Genomic DNA, 13832 nt, shown 5'->3' with positions numbered 1-13832 from the left:
CTCTCACTCCGTGCGGTCGCGTCCGGCGGGACTCAGTCCGTCGCGGCATCGCCGGCGAGTTCGCCCGCGCGCCGCCGCGCGGCATGAATGGCGCGCCTAAAGATAGCACGAACGTCCGCGTCCTCGAGGACGGCGAATGCGGCCGCCGTGGTTCCGCCCGGCGAGGTGACGCGCTCGCGCAGCACGGCCGGCTCGTCGGCCTCGCTCTCCGCCGTGGCGGCGGCACCCTTCGCCGTTTGTACCGCCAGGCGGCGCGCCTGCTCCGGCGTGAAGCCGAACTCGACGGCCGTGGCGATGAGCGCCTCCAGCAGATAGAAGAAATAGGCCGGGCCGCTGCCGGAGATGGCGGTGGCCGCATCGATCATCGATTCCTCGTCCACCCAGAGCGTCGGGCCGGCGGCCGAGAGCACGGCGTCGGCGCGGTCCCGGCCCGGCCGGGCGCGGCGGTTCGCATACAGTACGGTCATGCCTTCGCCGACCAGGGCGGGCTGATTCGGCATGCAGCGCACCACGGCGAGTCCGCCGCCGAGCCAGCCGTCGATGTCGTCGCTGCGGATGCCCGCCGCGATCGAGACCACCAGCGGCGCCGAGGCCTGCACGGCGTCGGCCAGCGGCGGCAGCACTTCGGCCATCACCTGGGGCTTCACCGCGAGCACCAGCACGTCCGCGGCAGCGGCGATGTCCCCGTTGTCCGCGCTGACCCGTCCGCCGGGCAGCAGCGCCGCCAGCGCCTCGCGGCGCTCCGCGCTGGGGTCGGAGACGGCGATGCGCTCTGCGCCCACGCCCCGGGCCCGCAGGCCGCGGATGATGGCGGTGGCCATGTTGCCGCCGCCGATGAAGCCGATGACCGGTTCGCTCATAGTGACCTCGTCAGCCCTCTTCAGTGCGCGGCCCGAATACGTCGGTGCCCACCCGGACCAGTGTCGCTCCCTCCAGTATGGCTGCCTCGAGATCGGCGGACATGCCCATGGACAGCGTGTCCAGCCGATGCCCGCGGGCGTTCAGTTCCTCGAGGAGGTCGCGCAGCCGGGCGAACGGCCGCCGCTGGGCCGCGAGCCCTTCGGCCGGCGCCGGTATGCACATCAGCCCGCGCAGCCGCAGCCGCGGCAGCCCGGCAACGAGGTCCGCGAGCGGCCCCGCCTCCTCCGGCGCGCAGCCGCTCTTCGACGCCTCGTCGTCGACGTTGACCTGGATGCAGACGTCCAGCGGCGGCGCATCCGGCGGGCGCTGCTCGCTCAGGCGCCGGGCAATCTTCTCCCGCTCGATGGTGTGCACCCAGTCGAACCGCTCGGCGATCGGCCGGGTCTTGTTCGACTGGACGGGGCCGATGAAATGCCAGGTGAGGCCCGCGTCGCCCGGTGCATCCACCAGCGCGTCCATGTGCGCGAGCGCCCCCTGCAGCGTGTTCTCGCCGAAATGGCGGTGGCCGGCCGCCACCGCCTCGCGTACCCGCTCCAGCGGCTGGCGCTTGGACACCGCCACCAGCGTCACCGAGGCCGGATCGCGGCCTGCGGAACGCGCGATGGAAGCGATGGATTCATTGATTTTCCGGAGGTTTTCCGTGACTCCAATCACGTTAATTTCCGTTTGCTCCGCTATACTAGCGCATCCGGATTTATGGTAAATCCGGCTGTCTGGACACCTGCAAGCAAGGGATACGCATGGCCGTCGATATCGCGCAGCTCCTGTCGTTCACGGTGAAGAACAAGGCCTCCGACCTGCACCTGTCGGCGGGAGTCCCGCCCATGATCCGGGTCGATGGCGACATCAAGCGGATCAATATGCCCGCCCTTACGCACAAGGAAGTCAACAGCATGGTGTACGACATCATGAATGACAAGCAGCGTAAGGCCTACGAGGAGTACTTCGAGACCGACTTCTCGTTCGAGATTCCGAAGCTCGCCCGCTTCCGCGTGAATGCCTACAACCAGATGCGCGGCTCGGGCGCCGTCTTCCGCATCATCCCCTCGGAGATACTCACGCTGGACGACCTGGGTGCGCCGGCGATCTTCAAGGACATCGCGATGCAGCCGCGCGGCATCTGTCTGGTGACGGGTCCCACCGGTTCGGGCAAGTCGACGACGCTGGCCGCGATGGTGGACTACATCAACGACAACAAGCCCGATCACATCCTCACCATCGAGGACCCGATCGAGTTCGTGCACGAGAGCAAGAAGTCGCTCATCAACCAGCGCGAGGTGCACCGCGACACGCTCGGCTTCTCCGAGGCGCTGCGTTCCGCCCTGCGCGAGGACCCGGACGTCATCCTGGTGGGCGAGCTGCGCGACCTGGAGACCATCCGTCTCGCGCTGACCGCGGCCGAGACCGGCCACCTCGTGTTCGGCACGCTGCATACGAGTTCCGCGGCCAAGACCATCGACCGTGTCGTGGACGTGTTCCCGGCCGCGGAGAAGGAGATGGTGCGCGCCATGCTGTCGGAGTCGCTGAAGGCGGTGATCTCCCAGACGCTGCTGAAGAAGATCGGCGGCGGCCGGGTGGCGGCCCATGAGATCATGATCGGCACGCCGGCCATCCGTAACCTGATCCGCGAGGGCAAGGTGGCGCAGATGTACTCGGCCATCCAGACGGGGCAGGGCGCCGGCATGCACACGCTGGACCAGAACCTGGCCGAGCTCATGCAGAAGGGACTCATCACCAAGGAAGAGGCCCGCTTCAAGGCGGTGAGCAAGGAGAATTTCTAGGCCGCAGCGCTCTGACGCGGCCCGGGGGGCGACATGGATCGGGAACAGGCAGTACGACTGACACAGAATCTTCTGAAGAAGCTCGTGGAGAAGAAGGGCTCGGATCTCTTCATTACCACGGGCTTCCCGCCGGCGATCAAGATCGACGGCGAGGTGCACCGGGCGACGGAGCAGCCGCTGTCCGCCGAGCAGACGTCGATCATCGTCCGCTCGATCATGAACGACAAGCAGGCGAAGGAGTTCGACGCCACCAAGGAATGCAACTTCGCCATCAATCCCCAGGGCATCGGCCGTTTCCGCGTCAGCGCCTTCGTGCAACAGGGGCACGTGGGCGCCGTGCTGCGCACGATCACCACCAAGATCCCCACCTTCGACGAGATGGAGCTGCCGCCCATCCTGAAGGACGTGGTCATGAACAAGCGCGGCCTGGTGATCGTCGTCGGCGGTACCGGTTCGGGTAAGTCGACCACGCTCGCGACCATGATCGGCCACCGCAACGAACACTCCCGCGGCCACATCATCACCATCGAGGACCCGGTGGAGTTCGTGCATCCCCACCGCGGCTGCGTGGTCACCCAGCGCGAGGTGGGCGTCGACACCGAGAGCTGGCACATGGCGCTGAAGAACACGCTGCGCCAGGCGCCGGACGTCATCCTGATCGGCGAGATTCGCGACAAGGAGACGATGGAATACGGCATCCAGTTCGCCGAGACCGGCCACCTGTGTCTGGCGACCCTGCACGCGAACAGCGCCAACCAGGCGCTGGATCGCATCATCAATTTCTTCCCGGAAGAGCGCCGCTCCCAGCTGCTGATGGACCTGTCGCTGAACGTGAAGGCGCTCATCTCCCAGCGGCTGATCCCGCGGGAGAGCGGCGTGGGGCGCATCGCCGCGATGGAGATCATGCTGACCTCGCCGCTGATTGCGGACCTGATCTTCAAGGGCGAGGTGGCCCAGATCAAGGAGATCATGGGCAAGTCCACGCGGCTCGGCATGCAGACCTTCGACCAGGCGCTGTTCGCCCTGTACGAGGAAGGGCATATCTCCTACGAGGAGGCGATGCGCAACGCGGATTCCCGCAACGAGCTGCGGCTGAAGATCAAGCTGGAGAGCAAGCGCGAGACGGCGCTGGCAGATCAGCAGTCGACCAGCCTGCGCATCATGGAGGAGGACACCGCCAAGCACTTCTGACGGTGTCCCTGCACCGGCCAGTGTCAACGGGCGCTAACCCATGAACGTCAAACCCCTGTTCAAGCTGATGGCGGAGAAGAAGGCCTCTGACCTCTTCTTCACGTCCTATGCGCCGGTCAAGATCAAGATCGAGGGCAAGATCCGTCCGGTGAACAAGCTCGAGCTGACGCCGAAGATGGTGAAGCAGGCGGCTCTGGAGCTGATGAACGAGGAACAGCTCGAGGTCTTCTCCCGGGAGATGGAGATCGATTTCGCCCTGTCCGAGCCCGGTGTGGGGCGCTTCCGCGTCAACGTTTTCCAGCAGCGGGGCAACGTCGGCATGGTGCTACGCTTCATCACGGCCGATCTGCCGACCTTCGAGCAGCTCGAGCTGCCGGAAGTCCTCGAGGACCTGGTCATGCTCAAGCGCGGCCTGATCCTCATGGTGGGCGCCACCGGCAGCGGCAAGTCGACGACGCTGGCGGCCATGGTGAATCACCGCAACGAGAATACCTCGTCGCACATCATCACCATCGAGGACCCGATCGAGTTCCTGCACCCGAACAAGAAGTCCATCGTCAACCAGCGCGAAGTGGGCATGGACACCATCTCCTACGCCCGCGCCCTGAAGAGCGCCATGCGGGCGGCGCCCGACGTGGTGCTGATCGGCGAGATCCGGGACCGGGAATCGATGCAGGCGGCGCTCGACCTGGCCGGCACCGGCCAGCTGGCCATCGCCACGCTGCACTCGAACAACGCGCCGGAGACGCTGGACCGCATCATCAACATGTTCCCGATGGAGCAGCACAACCAGGTGTTCATGGATCTCTCCCACTACCTGCGCGCCATCATCTCCCAGCGCCTGGTGCGCGACCGGGAGGGCAAGCGTGTGGCCGCCGTGGAGGTAATGCTGAACTCGCCGCACATCGCCGAGCTGATCATGAAGGGCGACATCTCCGCCGTGAAGGAGGCCGTAAAGGACTCCAACGAGCGGGGCATGCAGACTTACGACGAGGCGCTGCTGAAGCTCTACCGGGACGGGCGCATCACGCTGGAAGAGGCGCTCGCCAACGCGGATTCCCGCAGCAACCTGGAAGCGAAGATCAACTTCGGTTGATTGTCTTTCTTTCATGGCCGTCCTGCGGGGGTATCCATCTTGCTCCCGACAAAAGGTCGCGGCGATGGATACCCCCGCATGACGGCCGTGCTCGTGGTGGCGTGAAGGCGCTGCCAGTCAGGAGCGCCTGCTGCTTGGTGCCAAGCCTCTCGGCTACGGGCCCGTCAGCGGGTGGGTAAAGGTCGCGGGGACGCTCATTTGGCAGGGGCTTCAGCCCCGATCTTCGCCGGAGGTGGCCGAGGGCTGATCGGGGCTGAAGCCCCTCCTACATCGTCAGGCGGGGAAGACGGTGTTGGCGTCGAAGACCGGGCCGTCCACACACACGCGCTTCATCGCCGGCCCCTCCGGTGTCTCCACCCGCACCGCGCAGCCGGCGCAGCCGCCCACGGCGCAGGCCATGTATTCCTCCAGGGAGACCTGACAGGGGATGGCGTAGCGGCGGGCGACGCGGGCTGCGGCGGCGAGCATCGGCGTCGGTCCGCAGGCGAACATCTCCACGCCGGCCAGCGCCGCCTCGTCCAGGCTCTCCAGCCACTCGCCGGCGAGTTCGGTCACGAAGCCCCGGTAGCAGCCCTCGAAGCCCGAGCCGCTCGCCAGCCGCGAGGGCACGCCGCGGTCTTCCAGCAAGGGCATGACGGAGCAGACGTCCGCCGCGATGCCGGGCACGTCCGCGGTCGCCCTTGCCAGCTCGAAGGGGAACGGTATCTCCGAGCCCATCAGCACCAGCGGCTCCCAGTCGTGCTGTCGGTCCGCCTTCAGCGCCTCGGCGAGGAAGACCATCGGCGGTATGCCGACGCCGCCGCCGACGAGCAGCGCGCGCGGGCGCGAGGGGGCCGGGCGGAAGGGGCGGCCGATGGGTCCGAGCACGCTGACCCGGTCGCCGGACCGGCGCCGGCTCAGCAGGCGCAGCCCGTCGCCGACGATCTTGTACAGGAATTCGACCCAGCCTTCGGCGGCGTCCGCGCGCATGATGGAGAGCGGGCGGCGCATCGGCAGCGACTCGTCGCAGGTGACGTGGGCGAAACTGCCGGGAAGGGCATGGGCGGCGCACTTCGGCGAGCGCAGGCGCATGATGAACTGCTCGCCCGGGTAGTGCCGCACCTCCAGCACCTCGGCATCCTCCACGAAGAGAGTGCCCCGGTGGGCGCGGTCGCGGCTGTGGCTGCCCTCGGCGGCGGCGGCGGTTTCGGTCTCGGTGCTCATGCCGCCGCGGATTCTATCACCTCGCGGGGCGGTGCCGGCCGGCGAGCCGGCTGGCCGGTCACTGTCCGGCCAGCCATTGCTCGGCAATGATCCGGGCGGACAGGCTGTCGATATCCGCCTTGCTCACGCGCCGGCGGCGGCTGCCGCTGCGTCGTTCGCCGGTCAGGCGCGACTGGGCCTCGGCGGAGGAGAGCTGCTCGTCCACCAGTTCCAGCGGGATGCCGAAGCGCTCGAGGCGGCGCCGGAACCGCTTCAGCGGCTCCTCGAGCGCGGAGGTCTCGCCCGGCGCCAGCGGCATGCCGAGCAGCAGACGATCCGGCTGCCAGTCGCCGATGAGCCTGGCGAGCGCGCCTTCGTCGGGCTCGCCGGCCACGGCGGGCAGGGTCGTCAGTGCGGTGGCGCTGCGGGTGACCGCCTGGCCCACGGCAACGCCGATGCGCCGCAGCCCGAAGTCGAAAGCCAGGACGGTCTCGGCGGTCTCGGCGTCGTGCGCGGCGCCGGCGCTGTCAGGCGTGTCCGGCATCGCTGGCCAGACGGGTGATGTCGATGCCCAGCTGCCGGGCCGCCGCCTGCCAGCGCTGATCGAAGGGGACCTCGAAGACGATGTCCGGCGTGGCGGTGACGTTCAGCCAGGCGTTTGCCAGCATCTCGGATTCCAGCTGGCCGGCGTCCCAGCCCGCGTAGCCGAGGGCCACCAGCGAGCGGCTGGGCCCGGTGCCCGCAGCGATGGCCGCCAGGATATCCCGGGAGAAGGTCACGCGGATGTCGTCCGAGACCTCCAGCGTCGCCTCCCATTCCTGTTCGCCGGCATGGAGCACGAAGCCGCGCTCGTGTCCCACGGGTCCCCCCGCGAGTACCCGCGTATCGCCGATCTCCTCGTCCTCCGCCGTGAGTTCGAGCTGGGCGAGCACGTCACCGAGCCGCAGATCCAGCGGCCGGTTGATGACGATGCCGAGAGCGCCCTCGTCCGTGTGCTCGCAGATCAGCGTGACCGTCGTCTCGAAATTCGGGTCCTGCATGCCGGGCATGGCGATCAGCAGCTGATTGACGTAATTGGGCTCGCTCATGCCGGTCAGTATCGACATTCCGGCGGGCATCGACAAGCGCGGGCGGGTGGGGAGGCGAGCGGGGTTGGAAGGGTGATCGGGCCTGAAGGCCCTCCTACCTGCGGGTGGCTATTCTCGGGCGGGCGCCGTCCTGGTTGAACTGCCACTGGTAGGCGAAGCGCAGCTCGTCGTAGTCCTTGCGCAGGTCTTCCGGGAACGGGTCGAAGGGCGCGGCCCGGCGCAGGATGTTCAGCGCCGCCTGATCGAGCAGTCCGTGTCCCGAGGAACGCCGCACGACGATGTCGGTGAGCTCGCCGTCTGCGTCGATCGCCACCTCCAGCACCGGGCTGCCCGTCATGCCGCGGGTGCGCGCCTGTTCCGGGAAGTTCAGGGTGCCGACCCGCTCCACCTTGCGTTTCCAGCGGTCCAGATAGCCCGCGATGCGGGATTCCCGGGTATCGGCGCTGATCACCAGATGGCGGGGATCGTCGTCGTGGATGAGGAGATTCGCCTGCTCCTCCACGGGCAGGGGCAGGCTGCGCGGATCGCTCGCCGGTGCGGCCTGCACCGTGGTCTGCTCCGCACTCGGGGCGGGGCTCGTGTCCTCGGGCGAGTAGTCGCGCCGGTCCGAGGGCGAGCGCGAGACGACCGCCGTGCGCGGGTCCGCCTCGCCCGGCGCCGATTCCACGGGCGTCTCGCCCGGGATCTCCTCGGGGAACGGCCGGGCCTCGGCGGAGCGGGGCCGGGCGCCGGGGCGCACCTGCTCGGTGGTGTTGCCGCCGCCGCGCTGGTTCGCCTGGGCGAGGTAGTCGGCATCGTCGCTGGGCTCGACGTGCTGGTTCGAGTCCGCGACGATCGTCACCTCCAGTGTGGTCGCCTCGTTGCTGCCGAGCGGCACGGCCTCGAAGGTGACGCCCAGGATCACCACCGCATGGAACAGTGCCGCCAGGAAGAGCATCGGCGGCAGCCGGTCCGGCGTCGCCGGCACGGCGGGAAGCATCTCCCTCGTCAGACTCGGCCTGGTTTCTGCCACGTGGCTCCTGCCCCGGTTATCCCTGCCCGCTCCGTTGGACCGGTCCGTGCGACCGGTCTGCGCGACCCGTCCGTCCGGCCCGTCCGTCCGGCCCGTCCGGCCAAGGGTCATTCGACAGGGGTCATTCTAACCGTTCCCGCCCGCCGGGTAATGAGACGGCGGTCACCCCGCGGGGGGCGCTCAGCCCAGGCGGGCCTCGATGGCGTCGAACAGCAGCCCGGCGATGTTGATGCCGTATTCGCGGTCCAGCTCGCGGATGCCCGTGGGGCTGGTGACGTTGATCTCGGTGAGGTAGTCCCCGATCACGTCCAGCCCCGCGAACAGCACGCCCTCGCGCTTCAGCACCGCGCCCACCGTCGTCGCGATCTCCCGGTCGCGCTCGCTCAGGTCGCGGCCCACGCCCTTCGCGCCCATCACCAGATTGCCGCGGCCGTCGGCCTCGGTGGGGATGCGGGCGAGGGCATAGGGCACCGGTACGCCGTCCACGATGATCACGCGTTTGTCGCCCTCGGTGATCTCCGGGATGAACTGCTGGGCCATGGCGTAGCGGTGGCCGTGGCCGGTCAGCGTCTCCAGGATGACGTTGGTGTTCGGCTCGCCCTTGCGCACGGAGAAGATGGAGCGCCCGCCCATGCCGTCCAGCGGCTTGACCACCATGCGTTCCACCTCGTCGAGGAACGTCCGCATCGTGTCCATGGAACGGGTGATGACGGTGCGTGGCACGAAGTCCGGGAACCAGGCCGTGTAGGCCTTCTCGTTCATGTTCCGCAGCGCGTCCGGACTGTTCACCACCAGGCAGCCCGCCTCCCGGGCGCGGCCGAGGATGTAGGTGGTGTAGACGTATTCCATGTCGAAGGGCGGGTCCTTGCGCATGAGGACGACGTCCAGCTCGGCCAGCGGACGCCGGCTCGCTTCGCCCAGCGTGTACCAGTGTTCCGGGTCGTCGGCCACTTCCAGCGGCCGCATCTCGCCCCAGGCGGTGCCGCAGTCCAGCCACAGCCCGCCCTGCTCCATGTAGCTGATCTCGTAGCCTCGCGTCTGGGCCTCGAGCAGCATGGCGAGGCTGGAATCCTTCTTCGGGGTGATGCCCGCGATGGGATCCATCACGATGCCCAGCCTTGTCTTTCCGGCGTTCATATCCGCTCCTGCAGGTCTCGCGGGCGAACTATACCGCCTGCATGACCCGGCGACGATGCCCGGCGAGGCCGGCACCGGGCTGTGTGTGTCCCCGATTGCGGGTGTCACCGGCTGCCATTAACATCGGACGAAATCCTCCCACAGGCACTGAATTCATGATTTCCAAGCTTCGAATCACCGCAACGCTCGTCGCCGTCCTCGCCCTGCTGCTCTCGGCCGGCCCCGCCGCCGCACGCAGCCTGGACGAGATCAGGGAGGCCGGCGTACTGCGGGTCGGCACTTCGCTGTTCACGCCGTGGGCCATCCGCGCCGGCGAGGGGCAGCTGATCGGCTTCGAGGCCGACATTGCCCGCAAGCTGGCGGCCGACATGGGCGTGGAGCCGGAGCTGAAGGTTTACCCGTGGAAGGAGCTGATCGACGCGCTGGAGGCCGGCGAGATCGACGTGATCGCGGCAGGCATGTCCGTGACGCCCGCGCGGGCGCTGCGTGTGTGGTTCAGCGACGCATACCACGAGAGCGGCATCACGCTGGCCACCAATACGGCGAAGACGGCGGACGTGGCGCGGCTGGAAGACCTGAACGATTCCCGTTACCGCATCGGCGTGGTGAAGGGCACCGTGGCCGAAGACCTGGCCCGGCGGGTGTTCGGGGAGGCGAAGATCAAGGTCTACGATCAGGACGACAAGGCCTCCGAGGCGCTGCTGGCCGGCCGCATCGACGGCTACCTGGAGAGCTATCCGGGGCCCCAGTTCCTGGCGCTGGAGAATCCGGAGCGCATCGACACGCCGCTCGCCAAGCCGTTGCTCACCACCCGTTCGGCGTTCGCCGTGGCGCGGGGCAACGCGGACCTGGTGTATTTCCTGAATGCCTGGATCACGGCGCGCCAGGCCGACACCTGGCTGCCGTCCACCGAGTCCTACTGGTTCCGCAGCCTGCGCTGGAGAGAACGGCTTGAGGACTGACCCCCGTTTCTGGCCGTTCGCGGCGGCCCTCGCCCTGCTGGCCGCGCCCGGTTACGCCCAGGCGCCGGCGGACGGGGAGCCCGACGCCGGGCCCGGCCCCGGTGCCGCACCCTTCGAGCCGGCCCCCCGTGCCGACGAGGACGTGATCGAGGAGATCATCGTCTACGGACGCCAGGACGAGTGGCGGCTGCCCGACATGGGGGACACGCTCCGCCGCGAGCGCGAGGAACTGGAGAAGGCGAAGGTCGGCGAGGTCGATTTCGAGTTCCTGCCACTGTACGACCCGGAAGAGGCCACCCGGGAGCCGGACCTGTTCCGCATGGACGATCCGCTGCAGCGCGTGGGCAAGGTGGAGCTGTTCCGGTTCCGTTTCGGAGGAGACCGGTCCGAGCGCTGAGGGGTGCGCCGGGCCCGGGCCGGGGCCCCGTCAGGAGACGATTCGAGACCCCGGAGCAGGGGCTTTGCCGTTCCGGGCGCTGTCGCGTGGCAGCAGTCAAAACAATATGTTAAAAGTGCCCGGGTTGCGTCAGGGACAGAATGTGCGCTGTTCCACACCTGGTGGGTGGCCGGCGTGTTAGAACGCGATGCGGGTGCAGGGAGATTTCTCAGGTGGCGAATCCAGAAACGGGCGAGCGGTCGGCCGACCTCAAGGGCCTGAAGATACTGGTCATCGACGACAGCAAGACCATCCGGCGGACGGCGGAGACGCTGCTCAGCAAGGAGGGCTGCGACGTATTCACGGCGGTGGACGGCTTCGATGCGCTGTCGAAGATCGCGGATCACCAGCCGGACATCATCTTCGTCGATATCATGATGCCGCGGCTGGACGGGTACCAGACCTGTTCGCTGATCAAGCACAACAAGGCGTTCCGGGACACGCCGGTGATCATGCTCTCCAGCAAGGACGGTCTGTTCGACCGCGCCAGGGGGCGGATCGTGGGTTCCGAGCGCTATCTGACCAAGCCGTTCACGAAGGACGAATTGCTGGGGGCTATCGCGAGCCAGATGCAGGGTTGATGCGCCGCCCGCGACAGGAGAACCGATATGCCGACGGTACTGATCGTTGACGATTCGCCGACGGAGCTGCACGTGTTCCAGAAGATGCTGGAGAAGAACGGCTTCGAGACGCTGCTGGCGGCCGACGGCGAAGAGGGACTGGAGAAGGCGCGTGCCGAGCGCCCCGACGTGGTGCTGATGGACGTCGTGATGCCCGGCATGAACGGCTTCCAGGCCACCCGCCGCATGACCCGCAGCCCGGAGACCGCCGACATACCGGTCATCATGGTCACCACCAAGGATCAGGAGACCGACAAGATCTGGGGCATCCGTCAGGGCGCGGCCGACTATCTGGTGAAGCCGGTCTCGGAAAAGGAACTGGTAGCGAAGATCAACGCGGTGCTGGCCGGCTGACATGGCGGAAGCGCAGACACTGGAAGCGCTCCGCGATCAGCCCTTCGAGCTGCTGAAGGAGCTCGAACGGCGCAGCCGCGCCGCCCTCGCCGGGCAGTCGGCGACGACCGGCAGCGCGGAAGAATGGGTCGGGGTGGGCTTCCGCATCGGCAGCGAGAACTTCGTCGCCGCCCGCGATGAGGTGCGCGAGGTGCTGATGGTGCCGGACGCGGTGACCCGGGTGCCGGGAGCGAAGCGCTGGGTGCTGGGTCTCGCGAACGTGCGCGGCCACCTGCTGCCGCTCATCGACCTGAAGATGTTCCTGGGGGGCGGGCGCACGGGTACGGGCCGCACGGCGCGTCTCGTCAGCGTGAATCACCGCGAGATGCCGGCCGGCCTGCTGGTGGACGAGGTGGTGGGGTTCCGCCGCTTCATGACGAACGAGTTCTCGCAGGACTGGTCGCCGACCATCCTGCGCTGCGAACAGTACCTGACCGGGTCGTTCAGGCGGGGGCCGGAGTCCTGGCCCGTATTCGGCCTCCACCTGCTGGTGGAGAGCCCACAATTCCTGCAGGCCGCCGCGGACTGACAGGCGACTGGCAGGCCTTCGGCAGGAAATTTGCAAGACGGATTGAGCTGGTATGGCACAGACAACAACTGGATCACGGACGTTCGTATTCCTGGCCGTGGCGCTGCCGGTGACCCTGGTGGCGGCGGGCGTGGTCGCCTGGCTCGCTCTGGGCCCGGGTGCGTCCGGTCCCGGCGGCTGGCACCCGCCCGCGCTGTTCGCGCTGCTCGGCCTCGCCGTGATCCTGGGGATAGCACTGCTGGTCTCCTCCATCCGTGCCTCCCGGCTGGCCAGCTCGGCCATCCTGCAGGCCGACCAGAACGAGCGTAACCAGCAGGCGATTCTGCGACTGCTGGACGAGCTGGGCAGCCTCGCCGACGGCGATCTCACCGTGGAGGCCACGGTCACCGAGGACATCACCGGCGCCATCGCGGACTCCATCAACTACGCCATCGAGGCGCTGCGCGACCTCGTCACCACCATCAACGAGACGGCCATCATGGTGGACTCGGCGGCCAAGCAGACCGAGAGCACGGCCACCCACATGAGCCGGGCGGCGCAGAAGCAGTCCCAGGAGATCAGCGCCGCCTCGGAGTCCATCGCGGCGATGGCGGCCTCCATCGAGGAGGTCTCGGGCAATGCCGAGCGCTCGGCCGACGTGGCGCGGCACTCGGTGGACGTCGCCCACAAGGGCGGCGAGGCGGTGCGCCGCACGATCGACGGCATGAACACCATCCGCGAGACCATCCAGGAGACCTCCAAGCGCATCAAGCGGCTCGGCGAGAGCTCCCAGGAGATCGGCAACATCGTGGAGCTGATCAACGACATCGCCGAGCAGACCAACATCCTGGCGCTGAACGCCTCCATCCAGGCGTCCATGGCCGGCGAGGCCGGCCGCGGCTTCGCCGTGGTGGCCGACGAGGTGCAGCGCCTCGCAGAGCGTTCCACCAACGCCACCAAGCAGATCGAGGTGCTGGTGCGCACCATCCAGAGCGATACCAACGAAGCCGTGGTCTCCATGGAGCGCAGCACCACCGACGTGGTCGGCGGCGCGCTGCTGGCCGAGAATGCCGGCGCCGCGCTGGACGAGATCGAGCAGGTCTCCAATCAGATCGCATCGCTGGTGCAGAACATCTCGAGCTCGGCCCGCGAGCAGGCCACGGCGGCCACCGACGTCACGCGGCGCACCAAGGTGCTGCGCGACATCAGCGCCCAGACCGGGCGGGCGACCAGCGCCACGACGTCGTCGATCGCGAAGCTCTCCGACCTGGCCAGCCAGCTGCGCCAGACCGTGGCCGGGTTCCGCCTGCCGGGCGGCGGGCTGCGCGACGAGGCGCCGGCCGGCGAGGCGGAGGACGTGCTGGTTTCCGGCACCTATCCCCGGCTCGAAGACGAGGCCGCCGACGCGGACGAGCCCGGGGACGAACGGCCCCGACCGGCCGAGCGCGCGGCGGGCCAGGGATGAGGATCGAGTGTCGGCGTGATCTCAGGGAGCGGAATCGGCG

Annotated in this window: 15 protein-coding genes and 1 pseudogene; 9 read left to right on the top strand and 7 right to left on the bottom strand. The window is 68.1% G+C overall.

Annotated features, from left to right (window positions below; all coding sequences use genetic code 11):
- Positions 1–32: 32 nt before the first annotated feature.
- Positions 33–860: a pyrroline-5-carboxylate reductase gene (proC, locus tag ACJMK0_RS10640; protein WP_405238209.1), complete on the bottom strand. Its 828-nt coding sequence runs from the start codon at positions 858–860 to the stop codon at positions 33–35.
- A 10-nt stretch (positions 861–870) separates the two neighbouring features.
- On the bottom strand, positions 871–1575 hold the full coding sequence (locus ACJMK0_RS10635) for a YggS family pyridoxal phosphate-dependent enzyme (RefSeq protein ID WP_405238207.1): 705 nt from the start codon (positions 1573–1575) through the stop codon (positions 871–873).
- An 86-nt stretch (positions 1576–1661) separates the two neighbouring features.
- Here ACJMK0_RS10635 and ACJMK0_RS10630 point away from each other — a divergent pair, with 86 nt between their 5' ends.
- From ACJMK0_RS10630 to ACJMK0_RS10620, 3 genes are read left to right on the top strand one after another with little or no spacing between them, the layout of a single operon-like run.
- Complete coding sequence (locus ACJMK0_RS10630) at positions 1662–2702, top strand: type IV pilus twitching motility protein PilT (protein WP_405238205.1); 1041 nt, start codon at positions 1662–1664, stop codon at positions 2700–2702.
- Between the two features lie 33 nt (positions 2703–2735).
- Positions 2736–3893, top strand: a complete 1158-nt coding sequence (locus ACJMK0_RS10625) for a PilT/PilU family type 4a pilus ATPase (protein WP_405238203.1) — start codon at positions 2736–2738, stop codon at positions 3891–3893.
- A gap of 40 nt (positions 3894–3933) precedes the next feature.
- Positions 3934–4989 carry a PilT/PilU family type 4a pilus ATPase gene (locus ACJMK0_RS10620; protein ID WP_405238201.1) on the top strand — a complete coding sequence of 352 codons (1056 nt, stop codon included), beginning with the start codon at positions 3934–3936 and terminating at the stop codon, positions 4987–4989.
- 273 nt (positions 4990–5262) lie between these two features.
- On the opposite strand, the gene ACJMK0_RS10615 is transcribed toward ACJMK0_RS10620, so the two are convergent.
- From ACJMK0_RS10615 to gshB, 5 genes are all read right to left on the bottom strand, one after another.
- The gene (locus ACJMK0_RS10615; protein WP_405238199.1) at positions 5263–6192 is read right to left on the bottom strand and encodes a dihydroorotate dehydrogenase electron transfer subunit; all 930 of its coding nucleotides are present in this window, start codon (positions 6190–6192) and stop codon (positions 5263–5265) included.
- Between the two features lie 58 nt (positions 6193–6250).
- Positions 6251–6715: a Holliday junction resolvase RuvX gene (gene ruvX, locus ACJMK0_RS10610; protein ID WP_405238197.1), complete on the bottom strand. Its 465-nt coding sequence runs from the start codon at positions 6713–6715 to the stop codon at positions 6251–6253.
- Positions 6699–7277 (bottom strand): YqgE/AlgH family protein, encoded by a 579-nt coding sequence (locus ACJMK0_RS10605; RefSeq protein ID WP_405238195.1) that lies wholly within the window; start codon positions 7275–7277, stop codon positions 6699–6701. The genes ruvX and ACJMK0_RS10605 overlap by 17 nt, the downstream gene beginning before the upstream one ends.
- 76 nt (positions 7278–7353) lie before the next feature.
- Positions 7354–8271: an energy transducer TonB gene (locus ACJMK0_RS10600; RefSeq protein WP_405238193.1), complete on the bottom strand. Its 918-nt coding sequence runs from the start codon at positions 8269–8271 to the stop codon at positions 7354–7356.
- 180 nt (positions 8272–8451) lie between these two features.
- On the bottom strand, positions 8452–9408 hold the full coding sequence (gshB, locus tag ACJMK0_RS10595) for a glutathione synthase (protein WP_405238191.1): 957 nt from the start codon (positions 9406–9408) through the stop codon (positions 8452–8454).
- 155 nt (positions 9409–9563) lie between these two features.
- Here gshB and ACJMK0_RS10590 point away from each other — a divergent pair, with 155 nt between their 5' ends.
- The 6 genes and pseudogenes from ACJMK0_RS10590 to ACJMK0_RS10565 all read left to right on the top strand — a co-directional run.
- Positions 9564–10370 carry a transporter substrate-binding domain-containing protein gene (locus ACJMK0_RS10590; RefSeq protein WP_405238189.1) on the top strand — a complete coding sequence of 269 codons (807 nt, stop codon included), beginning with the start codon at positions 9564–9566 and terminating at the stop codon, positions 10368–10370.
- The gene (locus ACJMK0_RS10585) at positions 10360–10767 is read left to right on the top strand and encodes a hypothetical protein (RefSeq protein ID WP_405238187.1); all 408 of its coding nucleotides are present in this window, start codon (positions 10360–10362) and stop codon (positions 10765–10767) included. Before ACJMK0_RS10590 ends, ACJMK0_RS10585 begins: the two co-directional genes overlap by 11 nt.
- Positions 10768–10979: 212 nt before the next feature.
- The gene (locus ACJMK0_RS10580; RefSeq protein ID WP_405221022.1) at positions 10980–11387 is read left to right on the top strand and encodes a response regulator; all 408 of its coding nucleotides are present in this window, start codon (positions 10980–10982) and stop codon (positions 11385–11387) included.
- Positions 11388–11414: 27 nt separating this feature from the next.
- Positions 11415–11780, top strand: a complete 366-nt coding sequence (locus ACJMK0_RS10575; protein WP_405238185.1) for a response regulator transcription factor — start codon at positions 11415–11417, stop codon at positions 11778–11780.
- A 1-nt stretch (position 11781) separates the two neighbouring features.
- Complete coding sequence (locus ACJMK0_RS10570; protein WP_405238183.1) at positions 11782–12348, top strand: chemotaxis protein CheW; 567 nt, start codon at positions 11782–11784, stop codon at positions 12346–12348.
- A gap of 193 nt (positions 12349–12541) precedes the next feature.
- Positions 12542–13792 (top strand): annotated as a pseudogene (locus ACJMK0_RS10565) (methyl-accepting chemotaxis protein); the annotation flags it as partial.
- Positions 13793–13832: the final 40 nt, after the last annotated feature.

The organism is Lentisalinibacter orientalis (genome assembly GCF_040706535.1).
Taxonomy (GTDB): Bacteria; Pseudomonadota; Gammaproteobacteria; order Steroidobacterales; family Woeseiaceae; genus Lentisalinibacter; species Lentisalinibacter orientalis.
Note: the sequence above shows the minus strand (reverse complement) of the source record. Positions and strands in the feature narration are given on the sequence as shown.

Coding starts and splice junctions, on each gene's coding strand:
- proC (WP_405238209.1), bottom strand. CDS start 860: ATGAGCGAACCGGTCATCGGCTTCATCGGCGGCGGCAACATGGCCACC.
- ACJMK0_RS10630 (WP_405238205.1), top strand. CDS start 1,662: ATGGCCGTCGATATCGCGCAGCTCCTGTCGTTCACGGTGAAGAACAAG.
- ACJMK0_RS10625 (WP_405238203.1), top strand. CDS start 2,736: ATGGATCGGGAACAGGCAGTACGACTGACACAGAATCTTCTGAAGAAG.
- ACJMK0_RS10620 (WP_405238201.1), top strand. CDS start 3,934: ATGAACGTCAAACCCCTGTTCAAGCTGATGGCGGAGAAGAAGGCCTCT.
- ACJMK0_RS10615 (WP_405238199.1), bottom strand. CDS start 6,192: ATGAGCACCGAGACCGAAACCGCCGCCGCCGCCGAGGGCAGCCACAGC.
- ruvX (WP_405238197.1), bottom strand. CDS start 6,715: ATGCCGGACACGCCTGACAGCGCCGGCGCCGCGCACGACGCCGAGACC.
- ACJMK0_RS10605 (WP_405238195.1), bottom strand. CDS start 7,277: ATGTCGATACTGACCGGCATGAGCGAGCCCAATTACGTCAATCAGCTG.
- gshB (WP_405238191.1), bottom strand. CDS start 9,408: ATGAACGCCGGAAAGACAAGGCTGGGCATCGTGATGGATCCCATCGCG.
- ACJMK0_RS10590 (WP_405238189.1), top strand. CDS start 9,564: ATGATTTCCAAGCTTCGAATCACCGCAACGCTCGTCGCCGTCCTCGCC.
- ACJMK0_RS10575 (WP_405238185.1), top strand. CDS start 11,415: ATGCCGACGGTACTGATCGTTGACGATTCGCCGACGGAGCTGCACGTG.
- ACJMK0_RS10570 (WP_405238183.1), top strand. CDS start 11,782: ATGGCGGAAGCGCAGACACTGGAAGCGCTCCGCGATCAGCCCTTCGAG.